The organism is Olivibacter domesticus, from assembly GCF_900109575.1.
GTDB lineage: Bacteria > Bacteroidota > Bacteroidia > Sphingobacteriales > Sphingobacteriaceae > Olivibacter > Olivibacter domesticus.
The window spans coordinates 118,411-139,142 of sequence record NZ_FOAF01000001.1; the positions used below are offsets into that span (position 1 = coordinate 118,411).

At 39.1% G+C, this 20,732-nt stretch carries 18 protein-coding genes; 12 read left to right on the plus strand and 6 right to left on the minus strand.

What is annotated here, in order from left to right; translation table 11 throughout:
• Nucleotides 1–73: 73 nt before the first annotated feature.
• The 3 genes from BMY50_RS00440 (at nucleotide 74) to BMY50_RS00450 (ending at nucleotide 3,094) form a co-directional block, all read left to right on the plus strand.
• Nucleotides 74–919, plus strand: coding sequence for an AraC family transcriptional regulator (locus tag BMY50_RS00440; protein ID WP_093316504.1), 846 nt, complete (start codon nucleotides 74–76; stop codon nucleotides 917–919).
• A gap of 339 nt (nucleotides 920–1,258) precedes the next feature.
• Nucleotides 1,259–2,389, plus strand: a complete 1,131-nt coding sequence (locus BMY50_RS00445) for a sensor histidine kinase (protein WP_093316507.1) — start codon at nucleotides 1,259–1,261, stop codon at nucleotides 2,387–2,389.
• 3 nt (nucleotides 2,390–2,392) lie between these two features.
• Entirely contained in the window at nucleotides 2,393–3,094 is a 702-nt protein-coding gene (locus BMY50_RS00450) for a LytR/AlgR family response regulator transcription factor (RefSeq protein ID WP_093316510.1), read from the plus strand.
• Here the strand turns inward: BMY50_RS00450 and BMY50_RS00455 are convergent.
• Genes BMY50_RS00455 through BMY50_RS28035 form a run of 3 tightly spaced genes read right to left on the minus strand, consistent with a single transcriptional unit; the run spans nucleotide 3,077 to nucleotide 6,729 of the window.
• Nucleotides 3,077–6,145: a lantibiotic dehydratase gene (locus BMY50_RS00455; RefSeq protein WP_093316513.1), complete on the minus strand. Its 3,069-nt coding sequence runs from the start codon at nucleotides 6,143–6,145 to the stop codon at nucleotides 3,077–3,079. The two genes, BMY50_RS00450 and BMY50_RS00455, sit on opposite strands and share 18 nt — an antisense overlap.
• A gap of 16 nt (nucleotides 6,146–6,161) precedes the next feature.
• On the minus strand, nucleotides 6,162–6,536 hold the full coding sequence (locus BMY50_RS00460; RefSeq protein WP_093316516.1) for a LytR/AlgR family response regulator transcription factor: 375 nt from the start codon (nucleotides 6,534–6,536) through the stop codon (nucleotides 6,162–6,164).
• Nucleotides 6,537–6,570: 34 nt separating this feature from the next.
• A complete protein-coding gene (locus BMY50_RS28035) occupies nucleotides 6,571–6,729 on the minus strand; it encodes a hypothetical protein (protein ID WP_162276493.1) in 159 nt (52 codons plus the stop codon).
• Nucleotides 6,730–7,563: 834 nt separating this feature from the next.
• Here BMY50_RS28035 and BMY50_RS00465 point away from each other — a divergent pair.
• The 7 genes from BMY50_RS00465 (at nucleotide 7,564) to BMY50_RS00495 (ending at nucleotide 17,343) form a co-directional block, all read left to right on the plus strand.
• On the plus strand, nucleotides 7,564–8,223 hold the full coding sequence (locus tag BMY50_RS00465) for a TetR/AcrR family transcriptional regulator (RefSeq protein ID WP_093316520.1): 660 nt from the start codon (nucleotides 7,564–7,566) through the stop codon (nucleotides 8,221–8,223).
• A gap of 695 nt (nucleotides 8,224–8,918) precedes the next feature.
• Nucleotides 8,919–9,845 (plus strand): phage upper tail fiber protein, encoded by a 927-nt coding sequence (locus BMY50_RS00470; protein WP_093316523.1) that lies wholly within the window; start codon nucleotides 8,919–8,921, stop codon nucleotides 9,843–9,845.
• The gene (locus BMY50_RS00475) at nucleotides 9,842–11,098 is read left to right on the plus strand and encodes a hypothetical protein (protein WP_093316528.1); all 1,257 of its coding nucleotides are present in this window, start codon (nucleotides 9,842–9,844) and stop codon (nucleotides 11,096–11,098) included. The genes BMY50_RS00470 and BMY50_RS00475 overlap by 4 nt, the downstream gene beginning before the upstream one ends.
• A 126-nt stretch (nucleotides 11,099–11,224) precedes the next feature.
• A complete protein-coding gene (locus tag BMY50_RS00480) occupies nucleotides 11,225–12,001 on the plus strand; it encodes a hypothetical protein (RefSeq protein WP_093316532.1) in 777 nt (258 codons plus the stop codon).
• Nucleotides 12,002–12,003: 2 nt separating this feature from the next.
• Nucleotides 12,004–13,185 (plus strand): hypothetical protein, encoded by a 1,182-nt coding sequence (locus BMY50_RS00485; RefSeq protein ID WP_093316537.1) that lies wholly within the window; start codon nucleotides 12,004–12,006, stop codon nucleotides 13,183–13,185.
• Between the two features lie 402 nt (nucleotides 13,186–13,587).
• Entirely contained in the window at nucleotides 13,588–14,742 is a 1,155-nt protein-coding gene (locus BMY50_RS00490) for a sialidase family protein (protein ID WP_093316541.1), read from the plus strand.
• A gap of 204 nt (nucleotides 14,743–14,946) precedes the next feature.
• Nucleotides 14,947–17,343: an ABC transporter permease gene (locus tag BMY50_RS00495; RefSeq protein ID WP_093316546.1), complete on the plus strand. Its 2,397-nt coding sequence runs from the start codon at nucleotides 14,947–14,949 to the stop codon at nucleotides 17,341–17,343.
• 345 nt (nucleotides 17,344–17,688) lie between these two features.
• Here the strand turns inward: BMY50_RS00495 and BMY50_RS00500 are convergent, their stop codons facing one another.
• Together BMY50_RS00500 and BMY50_RS00505 are read right to left on the minus strand one after the other, a co-directional pair.
• A complete protein-coding gene (locus BMY50_RS00500; protein WP_093316550.1) occupies nucleotides 17,689–18,330 on the minus strand; it encodes a DNA alkylation repair protein in 642 nt (213 codons plus the stop codon).
• Nucleotides 18,331–18,367: 37 nt separating this feature from the next.
• The gene (locus tag BMY50_RS00505) at nucleotides 18,368–18,934 is read right to left on the minus strand and encodes a dihydrofolate reductase family protein (RefSeq protein WP_093316553.1); all 567 of its coding nucleotides are present in this window, start codon (nucleotides 18,932–18,934) and stop codon (nucleotides 18,368–18,370) included.
• 201 nt (nucleotides 18,935–19,135) lie between these two features.
• Here BMY50_RS00505 and BMY50_RS28535 point away from each other — a divergent pair, with 201 nt between their 5' ends.
• Both BMY50_RS28535 and BMY50_RS28040 read left to right on the plus strand, forming a co-directional pair.
• Nucleotides 19,136–19,270, plus strand: coding sequence for a hypothetical protein (locus BMY50_RS28535; protein ID WP_262496869.1), 135 nt, complete (start codon nucleotides 19,136–19,138; stop codon nucleotides 19,268–19,270).
• Complete coding sequence (locus BMY50_RS28040) at nucleotides 19,271–19,435, plus strand: hypothetical protein (RefSeq protein ID WP_162276494.1); 165 nt, start codon at nucleotides 19,271–19,273, stop codon at nucleotides 19,433–19,435.
• 390 nt (nucleotides 19,436–19,825) lie between these two features.
• Here the strand turns inward: BMY50_RS28040 and BMY50_RS00510 are convergent, their stop codons facing one another.
• On the minus strand, nucleotides 19,826–20,701 hold the full coding sequence (locus tag BMY50_RS00510) for an AraC family transcriptional regulator (RefSeq protein ID WP_093316558.1): 876 nt from the start codon (nucleotides 20,699–20,701) through the stop codon (nucleotides 19,826–19,828).
• Nucleotides 20,702–20,732: the final 31 nt, after the last annotated feature.

The window sequence follows — 20,732 nt, forward strand, 5'->3', positions numbered from 1 at the left end:
GATGATACAAAATTATTCAGAAAACATGCCTTTATATTTGTACTATTTTGCACTTTTTCTGTATTTTTACTAAATGAAGGGAGAAGCTTTATACAGTCCTTATGAAATAGAATGGAAAGAAATGCAACGCTTCCCTAGGACCACGAAGCGCAACAATTTTTTTGAATTGATTTATGTAATAGATGGAACAGGCATTCAAATAGTAAACAAAAATAGGTTTAACTACCGCAAAGGCAATTTATTTTTGCTAACCCCACAGGATGTATATTCATTTGATATTGCCACGCCAACAACTTTCTTTTTTCTCCGTTTCAATGAATTATTTGTAAAAGAAAAAACCGGCAAAAACAAAGATGTAGTAAACCAGGTGGAATATATTTTGCAGAATGCCAGCCACCGCCCGGGATGTATTTTAAAAAACAAAGTGGACAAGCCATTAGTCACATCACTTATTGAAAGTATTCTAAAGGAACAAACCAATCAACAGTTGTACTACCATCGCATTACAGAGCAAATAGTTAACACCATCATTACCATTGTGGCGAGGAATATTGCTTTGAAGCTTCCAAAGAACATAAAAGAAAGTACCGGTGAACCAGTGTTAGAGATTCTGCAATATATTCAGGAAAATATTTTTAACCAAGAAAATTTAAGGGCAGAAAAACTCAGCGACCATTTTAATATATCGCTTCATTACTTGGGACGTTACTTTAAAAAGCAAATAGGTGAAACCCTTCAAAGCTATATTGTCAACTACAAATTGAGACTAGTAGAGACAAGGCTGCTGCACAGCGATATGCGAATAAATGAAATCGCTTACGAACTTAATTTCTCCGATGAAAGCCACCTGAACCGTGTATTTAAAAAATATAAAGGGATGAATCCTTCCGAGTTCAGAAAGACAAATAACACAAATTAAAGTTTTAACAACAGAACATGTACACCTAACATACGACCCAAATCAAAGAGAAACTGATGCGAAAATTGGTGAAGGACTAGCTTCCCCAGTAATAAAATCTGAGCAGTGATAAACTTTTTAAAGTATTAAGAATCCTTTTTCTAACTCTTCATATCAAGGCTAAAATAAACGCCAAAGAATATATAGAAGCCGAATCCTTAATGGGTAAAATAGATATGAAATTTTTTAGCTTTTTTATTTCACGAGTGGCCAACAACAAAGAAAATTCACAACATCGGCAATAAATTAACCAAAGCAAGAAATAAAACTTATTTTTATCGAATTTAAAGAACTAGATAGATGAGATTTTACGATATGCTCCGTTTTCCGTCTCCAAGAAGTAAAGGTAATCAAAAAGTGGGATTACGGCTAACCTATCATTTCTGTTTCTGGCTTTTAATTATGGTTGTTTATTACTTCAACTATTACCGTTTGGTCGGAAATGCCCAGCATGTGTGGATCTTTGTGTTAAAAGAAATGACGGTAGTCATGGCCGCCTTCTATTCTCTGTCTTCCAGAAAAGTTGTAAAAATTTTTTCAAATCCACTCGGCATCCTCTATGTTCTGTTATGGATTGTTGTCTTGTACGTTTTGTGGGCGCTAACCACTTATATTGCCTGTTTGCTGTTCCAATCTGTTTTCAAAGACTATGGACCTAGGTTCGGGAAATACCTTGAACTCGTTTTAGCCGACGGCCCTTTCGGTATTGTCAAAAACATCTATATATTTGCGCTCGATTTTATCTTTCTCATCTCGCTGCCCGTAGGTCCAAAATTTGTGAAAATCATGTTAGAACAGGTGCTCACCAAAACAAAGTTGGAACGAGATAACCTAGAGCTCGAGCTAAACTTCTTGAAGTCCCAGGTAAATCCACACTTTTTATTCAATACACTCAACAATATTTATCAACTGCTCGAGATAGACTATGATAAAGGTAGAGACATGGTATTACGCCTTTCCACACTGATGAGGTACACCTTATATGAGTCAAAGAACCACTTTATCCCATTGCGTAAAGAGCTTGATTTCATTCGAGATTTTATTACGTTGATGCGCATCAGATATGGCAAACGAGTTAACATTGAAGAGCATATCATCGACGTAAAAGAACCCTACAAAATAAGTCCCTTAATGCTCATTCCCTTCGTAGAAAATGCCTTTAAACACGGGCCAGATAAAAGTCCCAATAATAATTTCGTTTCCATTAACCTTACTTTGGAAGACGACTTTATAATTTTAAAAGCTATTAACGCAGTAGACGGTCGGCAGCATACAGCAGAAGAAAACGTTCATTCAGCCATAGGCGGGGTGGGGCTGAGTAACATTCTAAGGAGGCTCGATCTTCATTATAGGAATAAATATGAGCTAACATATGGCGTGCATGAGGGGCAATATTTGGTAAATTTGAAGATTAATCTAAAATTTAGTTAGGATATGGTGAGTTGTATATTAATTGAAGATGAGCCTTTGGCTCGAAAAGGAATAGCCGAACACATCAGCCAGATACCTTTTGTGCGCTTAGAAGCCATCTTTGAAAATGCGATGGAGGCCATCACTTTTTTAAACCAGAAAAACGTTGATATCGTGCTTTCAGATATCAACATGCCCGGCATTAACGGCGTTGATTTTCTAAAAAGCCTTTCCAAGCGTCCCCTTTTCATTTTCATTACCGGTAGAGCCGATTATGCTGTAGAAAGTTTTGACCTAGAGGTATTCGATTATATCTTAAAACCCTATTCGTTCGAGCGACTTTTCAAAGCCCTTTCGCGTGCTCAAGCACACCTTTTCAAAAAAGAAGTGCCAGAGAAAGTCGAAACAGGCAAGTTCACCATAAAAGAGAACTATAGAAATTACCTAGTGCCTTATGACGAAATACAATATGTAGAAGGCGATAAAGAATACATACGTATCTCTACCATTGAACGCGAATTTCTGATCATTTATTCATTGAAGAAAATCACGAACGATCTGCCGGCAGAAATATTTATCAGGGTGCACAAATCTTATATCGTTAACAGCGCATTTGTGCGCGCTGTCGATCCCGATAAGATTATTATGAAAGGAAGCATAAAAGACATCCCCATAGGCGTTACCTATCGGGATGATGTATATAAGAAATTAGTGCACCACCATTAAATTATTTTCCCATTCAACCGTAGCTTTTTCATATACGGACGCTTGCTTACTAGTCCTAGCAAGTTTAGAACGATAATATTTAGCCAGGTAAGCATAAATCACCATTTCATTGGCTCGTTGATCAGAAAAGAACAGCCTGTTAAGATGCATGTGGCATAAACTACCAAGCAAACCCATTACTTCAATCTTTTTGATTTTTCTTTGTTGAAGCAAAAGAACTATTTTCGTATATCTCGTTTCAAAAATATCTTCAAAACCACCCAAATCATTCCTGTTAGATTCATTCAACAGCGTTTCAATAGACATGGCACTGTAGCGGTAGTTTAGGTTCAGTTGTTTTTTCTGGTTTTTATTAAGGTCAAATTCTTTGCCCAAGGCGAGGCTCCATGCCTCTGTTAACTCAAACCGTTCATGCATATCAATGCCAAAAATATCCAATAATTGGTGGGTTGCTCTCAATGCAAGCAACCAGCGAGTGGTATGATCCTCTCTGTCCAAGCGCTTCAACAGATTAAGAACAGCAACGCTGTCAATATAAAAGATCGATTCACAAAGCTCCATATTGACTGACCCATACCGTTCCAGCTCCCTCACATAAGTATCATACTGTACCTTCCAAATTTTCCGCTCGGCTATCAGCTGTTCGAAAGTAGCATGTAAAATGCCTTGAATTTTACCGAAAAAGCGCTTATTTTTCTTACACACCAAGAAGCGTAAACGAATATGGAAATCCGGATCGTAGTAACGTGTAAAGAACCATTTCATAATCAACCGATCACCCACTAGCTTTTCCGCTAGCGTCAGCAGTGCATTAACCAGCATTTCATCAGCCGTTTTTTGCGTACAGTAGAGCTTCACATAGATCCATTCACTACCCAAAATAAAGCTTCGTTTTATCTGCTGCTCACCGATAGGTTTCGCTTCTAGCTGCTTAGGTCTTCCAACTACCGATTTAAAAGGAATTATCAGCTCATTTATATAAGCATTTTCCTTTTTATCAAGTAGCACAGCATTGTTATGTGCAAAAAACTCGTAAAGCACCACATCGCCCATAACCAACTTATCCCTAAGAAGTTTTATACCCCAGTCAGTCCGTAAATTAATATACAATTCATTATCTCCCTCAGCGATCAATATCTCATCTGGCAGTGCCATTTCAGCTTGCAACTTATTGATTGATATTTCGTTATAATCTATTTTTTTTACAAACCAACGCGCGCGCGATAAGATGATATGCCTATAATAAATTCTTGGCAAGAACGGGGTTTCCTTAAATCTATCCCATGCCCAATGAATCGCAAACGGTGAGTCCTGATACTGCAGATCGCATAAAAAGCGATAGATCGATATACCCATTTTAAAATTGTGTGCACAGCTCAATCGTGGGATTACCCGTTTTTGAAGCTTCTTCGAAAATAGTATAACCACATTATTTCTAACAGAAATGTAAAGGTCTGTTAGTGGGATTTGTTTTTCATCACTTACTGCTCCATGCGCCAGCAGTGAAATTTGATAGTTGTACAAAGCAGGGCGTTGTAAGATATTAGCAAGTCTGTTTTCCGGTACATGTACAATGTCGGCCAAAACAGCATTTTCAAAACAGCTTTCCTCATAAGCGGCACAGCGCTGCAAGCTTTTCTTCAGGTCTTGATCCATATAAGCAAAGCGCGACATCAGATTTACTGCCGAAGAGCCGCTGCAAGCGGTAAGGTTAAAACTAAAATTTCCCTTATCCAATTCCTCCGAAGTGTTAGCTAACAAATTGCCAATAGCATAAAAAGTAGGCGCAACCGTAACCTCCTCTAACGGTCTTTCCAAGGTTTTATACATCTTTTCGAGATCAATCTGGCCTGATCCATATCCTAAACTGTTTGCTATCAGCAGTTCCTCCAATGCTACAGTAATATTCTTAGTATCTATACGCATGCTTAATTCTCTGATCAGCGGGTGTTCATTTTTATATTGGTCCTCAAGATCGCCATAACCAATTCCTAGGTCGCCATCTAATACTTCTAGAAGAGACACCTCCATCATATCATAACGCGCTTTAAATCGTTTGATAAAAAGCTGAAGATCTGGCGGGATAGATGATTTAAATAATGGATATAGCGCATTTAGCTCGTTCGATATTATCCGTATCACTGATCGGTTTAAGCAAGCCTTTTCCGGAATTAATTTTTTATCCGCCATCAAGACAGCATCCTGCGGTAACTTATTAATGTGCATGTCCAAGGTAGAAGTTGGAAGTGACGCTAATAAGGCCTTCAGCTCTTTACCAATCCCTTTCGCAGTCATTAGCTTAGATTTAAGCCAAGCCGAATAATCAACACCGAGTACAGTAGGTTCAAATTCCCAGATCAGAAACTGGTTGGCTATCAAGCGCAAGAGGTAGGCTGCTGCTTGTTCGTGCGCAATATCAAAAGACTGCAAGAAAAGAAGCAGCTCTTTGAAAGTTCGGCCTTCCTTCGCATGGTCATGCAATACATTCAAGAGCGGGTTTTTCTTTAATCTGATCTGGAAGAAGCTCTTTTTATCCGCAATATATTCATAGCGGATATAACTAAAATAATTGCTGGCGGTACTAATGCTATTGTTAGTATAAAAAGTAATGTCCTCTAAAGTACGATCATCTTTCAATAAGGGGCTAATTTTATCAGCAAGGTAATCGATGCTTAAACGCATGTGTATTTCAGCTTCACCTTTCAACCTTAAAGCCGTAGGTTTATCATCCAGTATACCTATGCTCACACCAGCAAAGCAACCAAAAGGAGTAGGGCGGGTAGCCATTCGTGCAATATACTTATATAAAGTCAATAGCAACTTTTCATCCAGTTCATGGCCGTTTCTCAGCCAGTCGAGATAAGTGTTATACAGCTCCCTATTGGCAAAAGAAATCGCCTGAAGCACCTCTGGATAGTTCGCCAAGGTAGCTTGCAAAGCGCCGTCTAATTGCGTCATCCCATTGTTTGCATTGATTTGCTGGATTACCTTTAGCGGTAAGCTAGGCGCTCTCAATAAAAAGAAATCGAAAGATTCTATATTGCGTGGCATAAAATTAATGATCTCATTATTTGTTCAGCAGGAAGTCAATACACTCATTGAATTTTTCAAATGAAAACGGTTTCAATAACTCGTAGACATTGCGTTTTAAGCTTTTTTGCAAGGTATTAGTAAAGTAAGATACAGGTGAGGCTGATATATTAATAATAACAGACCTAGTAGAAATACTGATCAGAATTTTCCCTATATCACCATCAAAACATGGTGTCTGAAAATCTAAGAAAATAAGATCAGGCGCTATTTTTTTTATCACATCATGAAAATCACACACATTATCCATCACCGAGATTAGTTCTAGATCCGCCCGCCTTGCGATGTAGCCGGTCAGCATTTGTATAGCCAGTGGTTCATCTTCCACAACAGCGCAGGTCAGGCGTTTCATTTGCGTTTTGTCTAATCCTATGCAATCAGTTTTCTTATATGAAATTTGAAGTAGTAAACGTCATACTACTCGCTGTTTCGTCTTTTCCATTCGCAAGGTGAGTACCAAGTGCAGGTCGCGCATCAATACTGCAGATCCGTTCAGTTTCAATTCTTAAGTAGCTTTCCAAAAGCTGTCTGTCAAATATTTCCATGTCATTTTAAGATTAAGTCTGGGACGAATCTGCCCGAAATGGGGCCAAAAAAAACTTTTATTTCACTAACTGAATAGATTTTTATACCAATGAGCTTGAGCGCTCAACATCATCATGCTATTCTGCGGATGATAATTTTTTGTACTATTCCGGACTAATTTGTGGGTGATATTGGTGAATATCCTACAGAATGACTACTTATGTAGAAGATGCTTCAAATAAGCCAAAAGTCTGTTTAAGTAAAGATAAAATACCGTGCTCGTGTCTGAATAATTTTTTAGGGCGAGTAAATATGTGAAAAAATGAGTTGCATTTCATTTTCAACTACTTATGTGAAAATGTAGTAGCAAAAAATATAAATTACATCTAACCCATATTTTCTTGCGTGAAATTTCGTTGAGATATGCTGGTACTATTACTTTTGGATCAGGATATTTCAGATACTAATTTGAAACATGTTTGAAGGTATTCCGGTGATGTATTACTTTATTGGGAAGTACAAGTTAATGTTATACTAATACGCTTTCAAAAATACACTCACCCGTAGAGATTACGGCAGCTGCTTCTTAAGAAGAAGAAAACAGTAAACATTTTGCCTACTTGTAGCATTCCGGCCTTAAATTTTGAATACAAAACCGGGATACCATTCAACGTGAATTTAATAGCTATATCCACATTTCGTTCTTTGATTTTCTTCATCCATTAGTCTATAAAAATAAAGTTGATGCCAGCGTGCAGTTCATAGAAGCTACGGCACCGTTCATGAAAATGATTTTTTTCCGTCAAAAAAACCAATAAAATTTGGGCATGCCTTCGAATAAGGTATTAAAATAGATGGAAGTAAAAAAGAAACATTCACAGCGCAGCAGAGCAATCATTTTAGAAACGGCTGCCAATATTATTAGAGAAAGCGGGTTGAAAGCCTTAAAGATGAGTTCACTTGCCGAACGATCAAAGCTTACACGGTGGACGATATACAATCATTTTGGAGATCTAGGGGGTGTTAAAAAGGAGCTTTACAATCGACATGATTACCTCACTGTAAACTTGCCTAAAATTGCTGCCTTCGCCACCCAAACAAAGGGGGCGATTCAGGTAGAGCTTGTAGCCCACATCATTACCCAGCATTTCGACTCACTGATGAAAGACGCTTTATCACGTGAATTTGCATTGGCAGAATTTATGGGAACAGATCCAGTCGTTGCTCAGATGGTTTCATCTAGAGAGCAACGGATGTTCAAAATGATCAGGGCTTCCAATGTAACAAATGCAAGTGGGCAACAATTACCTTTAGCCCTTCTGTTTCCAATTATCCTGGGAGGTATCACTTATATGGCCTTTCAGTACAGAGTAAGTGGTGAAGTCACGTGTTTTGGTGTAACATGTTTGGAAAAAGAGTTTAAAGCAAACCTGCAGCAGTTTATTGAGCGTCTACTTAGAGCTGCGGTTATTGACACAGATGATAGCTCAGAACAACAAGAAATGGTAGGTTAGCCAATACCTTAATTTCTAATAATAAGTAAAATTATAAAGCGTTCGAACGCTTTGGTACATAAACACACATGAAAAACGATAAGAAATAGAATCAACCTAACCTATTCTAAATCCTATAACTATAAAACCCTAAAGATTTCTTCTTGGAAGTCTTTAGGGTTTACATAAAATGATTCTTCTCACAATTTCTCATTATTCTCTTGCAAATAATAAAACCATTAATTAGATTAGTACTATCAAACTAAAATATACCACTAAACCAAATAGAAAGTTAATAAAAATATAAGTTAACAAGTCGAAGGGACTTCTTTCCATGATGAGAAGAGGCTACCTCGAAGTGTTTTAGTTTAACAAGCTGGTTAATAATAAGATAAATAACTTCCAATAAGGAAAAATCCAGCCTTGTTTCGATTTGCCTTGAAAGAAATGCCTAAGATATATGCACGAAAGCTCGGAATTAACTGTTTTTAATTATTAACATTTTATGTGTATAAATAAATATTCACAATTATGTTTTTTAATTAAAGTTGTTTGCTAAATTGGAGTGTGAAATAAAGTGTGAATTTTAGTAATTAACTGAGAATATTCCGGCCTAAAATGAGGCGGTAATCTTTTCGGTATCTAGCTTTTCAACCATAGTATCTAGATCATTCTGTAGTATACATCTAAAGTTAAACCATTATAAAGAAAAAACCATGGCAACTAAGCAAAAAGACCTAACTAGCAAGAAAGAGATGGCAAATTTGGCGGCGGGAGATCCGATCGTATCAGATTTAGCGAATGTAACCCCCATAGCAAGTATACGTTATCTCACACAAGAGGAGTACGATGCGCTGTCTGTGAAAAGTATCAATACTATTTACATCACACGTGGATACGTTGCTGAACTATTAACCCTAATCGATTTCGCAACAGCCGCGGGTTATACCCTTCCTAATGAACTAGATTTAAGAAAGCTGAACACACTTATCAAAAACCTGAAATTCGATTATATCTGGGATCGCTTAGATCTATTTTATATTTTCGCAAATTCCGGAGATGATAATTTCAGAACACTTAATTATAAAAATCCATCAGCTTTCAAGGGAGATAAATTAGGAGGATTGATGAGAAGCGTAAGTGGGTTCGAAGGAAACGGAATAGACGGATATATAAAAACCAATTTTTCTGGGTCTGCCAATGGCGTCAATTATTTACAGAATGATGCGAGTAGAATATGCTACGCCTATAAAGCAAGTACAGATAGTAGCAATGCTAATCTCTCCGTTATCGATGGTGTTGAAAGCTTATCGCCCAATCGCTTTTCGCTGGCAAACACGGTAACCCATCGCATCAACCAAGAGAATGCAAATCTCGCGACCGCTGCCGATATGAGTGGAACAGGATACAGGGCTATTCAGCGAAATATCGCTGCCAGTATCGGTCTGGTGAAAGATGAAACTATAACAACCCATGCCGCACAGTCCACGACGCGACATTCAAATGCACAAGTTATATTTAGAGCTGCCGTATCATCATGGAGCAATATTGGCCTTAGTTTTTATGCAATGGGAGGCGCTTTAACATTAGAGCAGCATAATGCATTTAGAAAACATTTCATCAATTATTTACAACAGTCATGATATTCTTAGAAAAAGACAGAGCAAGGGGTATATCTCTGGGGCATCAAGAAATAGAAAACGTTTATGTGGGAGGGACGAAAGTGTTTCCGGATCAGATGTATAAACCCGTCATCGAACAACTTGGTTTTGCCGTTTACGCCACGACGAACCGGGCTATGGGAGGAGGAAATACAAAATACACGAAGGCGCTGACCCAGCAAGCGCAGATGAATCTATTAAAGGAATGCAGAGCAAGATGGTGCAGAGCAACCGTCTATCCTAAATGGGATGGCGATTTAAACAATACACCCGGAAATGGTGGAGGAAATTATGGTAACTTCATTACCAGATATACCAACTGGATCAATTTATGTGTGCAAAACAACATTAAGGTTTCGACCTGTGTGATTGATTCGTTAAGCACTGTGTACGGAAATATTGGTGGCGGCACCAATACCACAGATATAAATAGCGCTACCGCGACTGACAAAACAAACGCTTATAACGCCGGATTTTTATTGGGTAGTGGCTTCATGTCACGTTACGGCTATCTTCAGTTAAGACCAGTTATAGAACTATCCAATGAAATAGAACTATTCCGTGATATTCTAAGGGAAGGGAATACAGGTGGAGGGTTACTGGCATCTGACTATTTCCCCAATAAGGTTGCAGTGGCAGTTTCCTATTTTAAAGGCATGGCCGAGGGGATTAAATCTATCAACCCGGATACAATAATCACAACACCGGCAAGCTCAGGTTACAAGCCACTTTATCTGTATGACTTACTAATTAATGAAATACCCATTATAGATTGGGTAAATTGGCATTGGTACTCCGACATGCAGGCGAATGTGGGAGCGGGAAACTTTCCGAATACAGGCCAGGGAGTTGCCAATATTTTTGATTTTTTGTATATGCGTTGGGGGAAACCGCTTATCATGACCGAAATGAATCAGCGTGGCATTGGTTATAATGGCGCAGTTGATGGTCCGGAAAGCGGAGATTTACATCAAGATAAACAGGTCGCTTATTGGAACAAGATGTTGCCATTGGTGCTAGAAAGAAGCTTTATTAAAGCAGCTATCTGTTACGCGCAGTTATCAGACCCCTATAATTCCAGTTCAGTAGAAAGCACTTATGGCGTTTATTATTTTCCAGGGTTGGATACTAGTCTACCGCCAGGAGATCAAGATCTTACGGGTTTGTTAACACCAAAAAAAGTCGTTAGTTTTTTTAAGGAATATGTCGTCAAAGGAAGGAATGGTGACATTTAGATTATTTCATATAAGGAAAAATCTTTATGAAACGTAGTTCAGCCACATTTGCTAAACTCTTGTAAAAAAAATAGAATTAAAAATAATAACGCTAATAAATATTAAATTATAATTAACAATAAGATTATGGCAACAAACGCTGAATTGGTTGAAATAACAACCGGACCTGGCCCTAATGGGCAACTATTTAATGTCGGTACTTACATAATGAATAGACGTATTAATCAGAATTCACCATGGAATGTACAGACCACGGCTCCAGAAACTCCGTATGGCATATCTGCGGTTATTCCCGCAACAGCAGGTTTAAGTTACTTTTTAAGTTGGACAGCTGGTACAGCAATTAGGTCTTATAGATTTTTGGACAGCGCGCAAGTGGCAATTGCAGGAGGGATGTGGGCACGAAACTCCGCTAAAATTGCTCCTGAAAATGCTGCCTATGTGCAAATCACCTGTAGATGGGAGAATGAGACAGCAATACCCAGTGACTTAAAACTGGAAAAAGGTACTGCAAAAACACCAGGTACACAATACGAGGATTACGTGATAGCCTTAAACGGAATGAAAATATTGGCAAATGGCGGTGTAGGTTTAAGGTCAGACCCGGTTCAGGTTTTAGGTACAACGATTGACGGTTCGCTTTCAAGTGTTTTCTATACGGTTATCACTGCTACTACAGCAAATAATTATACCTATACATTGAACTCTTTGATAGAAGGTCAGCGTTATGATTTCATGGTACAGAATGATTCGGCTATCCCTTTAGCTATAGCTTTTTCTGGTTTGGATTATTTCTTTGGTAGCCAAATAAACCTGGTGCCTAGAGATAGAAGGGGCATATTCAGCATTATCCAAATAAATGGTAAATTAAACATTGCCTGTGCAGTACAACCAGAACCTTAATTATGTTTGGAGTAATAGGAAATAAACCTGACATCATTATTCCTCAAGGTAGGGATTTTAGATGGGGTGCCGTGCTCGCTTCTACAACACACAATCCTAGTAGCGGTTACGGTGGCTACACATTAGCCCCAACAATAGATGATTATCTCGATAAACTAGTAGAAGCTGGTGGGCAGGCGGTGCGATTGTATGCTGAACCGAATCCTGAAGGAGACCTTAATAATACCTCTCCACCCCCAGCATACGGCAATATGCACAATATCTTTATTGATGCAATTAGCAAATGCCATCAAAGAGATCTTCATTGTATTATTCTTTTAATGGATAGAATCCGGGATATTAAATATATTCCAACTGAAGATAATCCTGAAAATAAGTCAGTTTGGAGCTTAAAAACAGATTTAGATACTTACAGAGAATCAGAAGCTATTGCCACTGCTGAATATGCCACAAAGTTTATGCAGCGATACAATCAATACCTTGATCCTCAGAAAGACATTCTTGAAATAAGCAACGAACCGGAGTTATTTCGAAATTTACAGAGACCTGAGACATCTGGCGCAGTAAGAAACCAATACTTTGAGAATAAAACAGATACCTTTCTGAAGCATGTATCGGAGGTCGCTAAACGAATCAGAACGGCGAATCCTGCGATAAGAATAGCAACTCCAGCCAATATTGCTTGGAAACAATTTTATCTAATGGACAGATACATTGCCGATTTTTCATATTATAGGTATTTGAATTTACATTGGTATAGTAATCAGGAGCGAAATATGAGGAATGGAATATTTGAACCAGGAGTTTCTGACGTGACCATTTTCTACAGTGACAAATATAATATGGATCTGATTTTTACCGAATTTAATCAAAGGGGGATAGCTTTTGGCGGGGCAAATGATGGCCCAGAAAGTGGCGATAATCATCAAGCAAGGCAGATCAAGAATTTTGAGCAGGTTTTCCCCAAGTTTATTAAAAATCCCCGGGTTAAATATGCGTTGATATATCAGTGGTCTAGCCATCCGCATGGAACAAGTGCTACAGAAGGATCTTACGGTATACTATATTTTCCCGGATTGGATACTAGTTTGCCGAAAGACCAGCAGAATATGAAGGCACTTATGGCGCCCAAACGATCATTCTACTGGTTAAAAGGGATAATCAATAAAAATCTAACTCCATGAATAAAACCGGAAAAGCTTGCCCAGCCCAATATTTCTTTTGAGCCGGGGCACAAATGGCCTCATTAAATAAGCATAAAGACGATCCAGGGTTTGCAGTGGTCAAAAAATTATGTGAAGAAGCGAAGAGAAGATTGTGGAGGGAGCGGCTGCACAGGATTGAGTGTAGACCCTAAATCACTAACCAAAAAAGAAATATATTTTTTTACTAACCCACTTTTGTCCATAGATTCGACTAGATGGACAAATCGAATAGGGGATTAGCGAGGCATTAGGTCTGTAATCAGTTTGAGTCCTGAAGAAGAAAAATTAGGAAAATAGAATTTTTATAATGTTATTTGTTTTATATGTACTACATATAAAACAAATAACATTATTTCAGATTGCGTTTCAAGCTAAAGAAATATGGCTTACTGTAGAAAAAGGATCGTCAACATACAACTGATTTTTACATTGGTGCTGGCTGCTCTTGTGTTGGATCTGTCGGCCCAAGACGCAACCCCCAAGCTAATAGAACAAAAAGTACATAAGACCATCGTGTGGAAAGAAAGAGAGAACGGTCTGTTTGCACATTTTGTTTATGGTCTTACTGTGACGGATAAAGGCAGCATACTTGCCTTTGCAGAAGCACGGGTAGAAAATAGCCTGGATGATGGCGCACATCATATCGTTTTAAAAAGAAGTATAGATAAGGGGCGGAGCTTTTCAGCATCACAGGTTCTTGTTAAAAGTGTGGATAGCCAATCCTGGGCCAATCCTACAGCGCTGCAAGATCGAAAAACAGGGGAGATATTTCTCTTTTACGCCTTGAACCGTCAAAACATAAGTACAGAAGTATTTTATATCACGAGCAAAGACGATGGACTTAACTGGTCGGAACCTGTAAACATAACTTACCTCTTCAAAAACAATGAACATCAATGGACATTTCATCTGCCTGGCCCCGGGCACGGTATTCAACTTAAAAACGATCGTTTGTTGATTCCCGTATGGAACCGGAAAGCAGTTTCCTTTACCCCAAAAGAAAGGAACTATGGTGTTAACTGTCTTTACAGTGATGATCATGGTAAAACCTGGAAATTAGGAGGAGATACACCTGTTGGAGAACTGAACGAATCACAGATCGTAGAACAAGAAAGCGGCGATGTGATGCTTATCGGACGTACTTATTCATCTAGTAATAATTCATGGCAAGCGAAAGTGATCAGTAAGAACAAAGGTCTTAGCTGGTCAAAGCAAATAGCATACGACCATGGATTAACAGGAAAGGCTTGCGATATTGGGTTGGTGAGCTATCCTAAACCTGGTATAGTGTTGGTTTCGCAGCCGGCCAATATTAAGAAAAGGATGGATCTTACCATCAGAATGAGTAAAGATAACGGGAAAACATGGTCAGTAAATAAGCTGCTTCAGGCAGGCGGCGCTACGTATTCAGATTTGGCAGTGCTTCCCGACAAAACGATTATATGTCTTTATGGTCATGGAGGTACGGAACATATGCCCCAAAACGTTTCACTGTCACGTTTTAATTTGGAATGGCTTCAAGAAAAAACAAAATAACATGTAAATAAACATTACTAAATATACTTGGAGGCTGTGTACTGGTTTACTCGCATAAATGTACAAAATCTACTGTCCGTTTTCGTACAGTAACCGTTCATTAACGAACAGCAAGAAACTCACTAATGTGAGCTAACAGGGCTTTTAAACTATTTAGACCCTGATGGCAGCGTTCTTGTTTCCCGTTAATGAAAAAGCTGTTTTATGATAAGAAATTATCTCAGGATCGCATTGCGTAACCTCAGAAAAAGTCCAGGATATTCATTTATTAATATATTCGGACTTGCTTCAGGACTAGCCTGTTTTATTCTCATCCTGATTTTTGTGCAGCATGAAATTTCATACGACATATTTCACAAAAATGCAGATCAGATATACCGCGTTATACAGCGTCGGCCGGGTGCTGGCGGAGCAAAATACTGGGCTGCCACATCACCGGCTTTAGCAGGCAGCCTCCGGCAGGAATTTCCAGAAGTAGCGGTTGCCACCGCCGTATTTCCAACATCTAATCCACTATTAAGCTTGGGTGAAAAACATTTTACAGAAGAAGGCATCCTCGCTGATAATCATTTTTTTGATGTATTTACCTATTCTTTCTTGCAAGGCAATGTAGGTAAAGCGCTAAAAGACCCCAACAGTATGGTGCTTACCGCCTCCTTGGCACATAAGATCTTTGGCAACAAAAATCCTATGGGGCAGACGGTGATGTATCAGAATAAATATCCTCACATTGTTACCGGTGTTATAGAAGACGTGCCCGAGACCTCCCATCTAAGCTTCAGTTATATCCTTCCCGCAGTATCTGACCAATACTACCAAGACTGTATATCCAGAGAACCTTGGTATAACAATGGCTTGTATACCTATGTGGCGCTAGCCAAGGGAGCAAATGTCCAGCAGATTGAGAAAGGGATGCGTAAGTATATTGACAGAAATTTGGCAGACTGGAGACCGGAAGATCGCATGACTTTTTTGTTTCAACCCTTGAAAGATATCCACCTCAAATCGCAACACCTACAAACCTTCACCTTTGAGAAAAGCGGAAATTACAAGTTTATGTACCTCTTTTTAGCCATTGGCTTCATTGTGTTAATGCTTGCTTGTGCCAACTATACAAATCTTGCCGTTGCACGTTCCATCCGTAGAGCCCAAGAAGTCGGTATACGAAAAGTAGCTGGTGCTTGGCGTTGGCAGCTTATCGGCCAGTTTCTGGGTGAGTCGTTAATTATGGCCTTTTTAGCGCTTATATCCGCAGTTGTAATGGCCCATTTAATATTGCCTTCATTCAGTCGACTGGTAGAACGCCCCATACGAATGGAATACCTCACAAACCCCACGCTCTTACCAGGCCTGTTACTGTTAGCCCTATTGGTAGGTCTCATTTCCGGCAGCTATCCCGCGTTCATCATGAGCAGGCTTAAACCGGTTCAAGTACTTAAGGGAACGCAAACAAAACTAGCAAACCGTTTTACCTTACAACGAATACTAACCGTTGGGCAATATGCGGTTTCCATTGCGCTTTTGGTTGGAAGCTTTATTATATACAAGCAAATGCAGCTAGTCCAACATCAGCAATTAGGCTACAATCGTGACCATGTGTTAACTATCAAGGTTAATGATGAAACTTTGAGTCAACAATACGCCACTATTCGTGAAGACCTCTTGCGTGATCCTCATGTCACTGCCATGAGCTATTCGCAATACTTGCCTACCACCGTGATGACCATGCAAAGCATGTCGCGCTGGGAGGGGAGCGGCGATCAACTACTGCCAAGCAATACCAGCAGCGTTGATTATGATTTTCTTGACGTTTATGGCATCCAACTCGTTGCCGGCCGCGGATTCTCCCGTGAGTTTGGTACAGACACCCTGGGCGCTCCCATTGCACTCATTAATGAGTCGGCAGTAAAAGCACTGGGATGGACACCCAAACAAGCTATCGGTAAGGAGTTTAACTATTCCGACGGCCGCGGCAAGAGAAGCATCGTTGGTGTAGTAAAAGACTTTCACTTTAACTCCATCCACCAGTCATTAGGGCCACTTGTGCTGACCCTTAACCGAGAATCTGGCGGCTATATTTCTGCGAAGGTCCGACCAGAAGATCTCGCGGGAACAATCGCGCGGTTTGAAGACGCCGTTAAACGGATCAGCCCATATCCTTTTGAATACGAGTTTCTCGATGATAATTTTAATAAGCTATACAAAAATGATCTAAGGCTGGGAGAAATATTTACTTCATTTACCCTATTGGCCGTACTAATTGCCTCTTTAGGTTTGTTCGGATTAGCCGCCTATTCCACACAACAACGCATGAAAGAAATTGGTATACGCAAAGTGTTGGGAGCATCCGTTCCGGGCATCATAAGGTTATTAAGCAAAGATTATCTTAAGCTTGTACTTATCGGCTTTGTCATCGCTGCACCATTGGCTTGGTACGTTATGAACCGCTGGTTGGAGGACTTTGTTTACCGAATTGATATGAGCTGGTGGATTTTTGCCCTAGCAGGCGCGTTTGCATTAATGATTGCTTTGCTTACCGTAATCTTTCAATCATTAAAAGCAGCATGGATGAATCCGGTAAAGACATTAAAAACAGAATAATGATAAGATTTTTTCTATGGCAGCAGTTACTTAAAAAATCGAACTTGGCGAAGAAATGTGGATAACTCCTGTTATATGCAATATATTCTTGTTGAATGGCTTTTTATTATAGATCACTGGCAAGTCAAACGGGGCTCGTGAGCTAGGGCCCAAACGGCCTCATGGATTGAGCGTAAAGATGATTTAGGCCCGCTATGGCCTAAAAATCATGTGACGAAGCGAAGGGGTGGTCGGTGATGGGAGCGGCTCCACAGGATGAGCGAAAGCCCTGAATCATTAGCGAAGTCCGTGCAGCCTTGGACTTTGATTACTTTGGGCCAATCCAAAGTAATATATAAATTCCCATTACAGTTTTCGCTTGTTACTTTCAATCGTAATAAACTCAGGCAAATATTCTGGAGTACATCCTTTTGATACCATCTTACCTTTGTAAAGACCAGTTTTTTCTCCAAGTGCAATACAACGATTCCTGTGTTTTTTGTCATAAACGCCAATCCAGCCCGCTGTAAAATTCATTGCCCACTGAACTTCCGGCTCTTCTTTTTCAATTTGGTTTTCAATTTTAGATAATAACGCTTCATTATTTGACGGAGGAGTTTGTCCCATCCAACGTAAACGACCCTGATAATACCAGAAAATCCTCCTTTGAAGTGAGGAAGGACTATTCTCCCAAGATTCCATCAGTACTATGGTTTTCTTGTCTTTGGATAGTTGATTTGCCATTAGCCAATCAATCAAATGATTCCTGTCGTCTTCTTTATGTCGTTTGATATCCTTATCCAGCTTATCTACGAATGCTTGCGAAAGAAGCTTTTTGTCCATAATCAAAATTGCCAACTGTCGGGCTAAGTATTTTTCCGTTGCCCATAGTTCTATAGCCAAATCGTGGTCCTTTTTTATATCGTTTGCAATTTTTCTTAGATCTCCCAGTTTGGTTTTATCGTCTATTTGATTTAAGATATTTTCGGCTTTTGAAGAAAGTTTCATATCGATTATGTTAGTTATTTAACGAATGCACTTTACGTTAGCGGTTCGTTGTTTTTTCATTTGTAGGTTTATAGTAGAGCGTTACAGCACCACCGCTAAAAGTTTTTGTCTTTATAAGTTTAAGAACGGTTCGGTCTTTTATATTTTCAAATAAGGGCAAACCTGTTCCCGCTATAACAGGATGAATACAAAGTTGGTATTCATCAATCAAATTAAGCTTCATTAGTTGTATAATTAAACTCCGACTGCCAACTAAAATGTCCTTACCCGATTGTCGTTTGCGTTCCAAAACTTCTTTTTCAAGGTCTTGACTTGCTAATTTCGCACTTTTCCAATCTACATTTTTCAGTGTGCGGGAAAAAACAATCTTCGGGATGTTGTCCATTGCGATTGCAAAGTCGTCCATTGCTTTATCGCCTGTGGGATTTTCCAGCACAGTTCGCCAAAATTCCATAAGCTGGTAGGTTATCCTGCCATATAAGGCGATATCAGCGCTTCTTAATAGGTCGGCGTAATGTTGATGTATTTCTTCATCAGGAACACCTGAGGTATGGTCACAAAACCCGTCAAGCGTCATATTGATTGCTGCAACTAGTTTCCTCATACTGTTTTGTTTAAATCAATCGTCAAATTTCTTTCAGCTGGTAGATTTTCCTCTATCATCTGTTACAATGACCACTAATAATTGTTTATACAAAACTAATTTACAAAATGTTTCACTAATCCATCTATATTCGAATTTCGCATTTTGAAATTTTATTAGGTGTAATATATTGATTTTTAACCTATCAGCTGGCGTTACAAAATGAAAGAAGAGCTGTTAAAGAGTGATAATCCTTTTGCCATAGCCATATTGGTGGGAAGAACAGCATTCGCAGGAAATAGAATAAAAGATAGCCAGGAACACGATGCAGTACTGATGAAGCTTAAACTACAATAGTTGAGGAAGCTAATCGAGAGAAAGACCAGAAGCCGTGATGTGGTAGAAAACCTATTAAGCAAACTGGGTTTAAATGACGAACAAGCAGCGGAAGTTGCTGAGGTATCCATTGAATTTGTCCAAAAGATCCGCGCACAATTGAACAAAAAGAAAAAACTAGATTAATAGTTTTAAAAATATATATTACAAGCCATGCATTTTAAATGTATGGCTTTTTTCTTATAAATCGCTGGAAAATCAAGCGGGGCTCTTGCGCGTTCGGACAAAACGGCCTTCTAGCGCGAGCATTAAAAAATTCAGTCAGCGCTAAAGATTAGAGAGCTGTGAAGAAGCGAAGAGAGGGTAGTAGGGAGAGCGGCTCCACAGAACTGCGGGTAAGAACTGAATTTTTAGCGAGCGCTAGACAGCCTTGATGTTTATTCATTAAGTGTTCCTTTTAATGGTATTCATGAACTCGTCGCCAGCTCCTCGGTTGACCCACTTTGCATCCAAGGTAAAGTGGGAATATATAGGGCATGTGCGTCATGATAAAAGTGTTCTAGATTGGGTAGGAGTTTAACTTAGATAAATATTATAACGTCGTCTGAAATCCTTTGGCGTATAGCGCGTAACGCGTTTGAATTGCCGATAAAAATTAGAGAGATTGTTGAAGCCACAGGTATAGCAAATCTCATCAATCTGTAAGGTATTTTCAGATAACAGTTTGCAGGCGTGATTAATGCGGACTTCGTTCAAAAAGTCGGCATAGGTTTTTTTTGTCATTATTTTAAAGTACCGACAAAATGAAGTCATCGTCAAATTGCTAACAGAGGCAATTTCTTTCAGCGAAATGTCTTTAGTGAAATTGTTGAGTGTGTAATTATAGATGCTGTTCATTCTCACCATATCTCCCTCTGTAGCTTTCAAGAAGGGAAACATTGTACTGATATTTCGATATTCCTGTGTTTTGGTTAATATCTCTAATATCTCCAATAATAAGATGACTTTCCGTAAGTCTTCTGCCATGACAGCTTGCATCATCAGTTGCTTCAATTGCTCGCGGCTGGTACCGAAAATCTGCATACCCCGTTTCGCTTTTTCAAATAGCCGCATTAAGGCGTTTGTTTCAGGTAAGTTTAAGAACTCATGTCCTAAACAAGAGGATGAAAAATGTACTACAATCGCTTCGACATAATTTTCTGCATATTTTTCAAAATAGTCCTCTTGACAGTGCCAAGTATGGGGCAGGTTTTCTCCTAACAGAAGTAACTCTCCGGCATGAAAACTGCCAACATGATCGCCAACTAAACGCGTACCCTCTCCTTTTACCACATAATGTAATTCCAACTCAGGGTGATAATGCCAAACATTACCAAAATTGGGCTGTACGTCATGTCGAACACTAAATGAGCTCCTCATCTGTATCGGTACTTTGTGAAAATGTGGTTTCATATTGGCTTTTGCTATCAATTAAATAAACAAT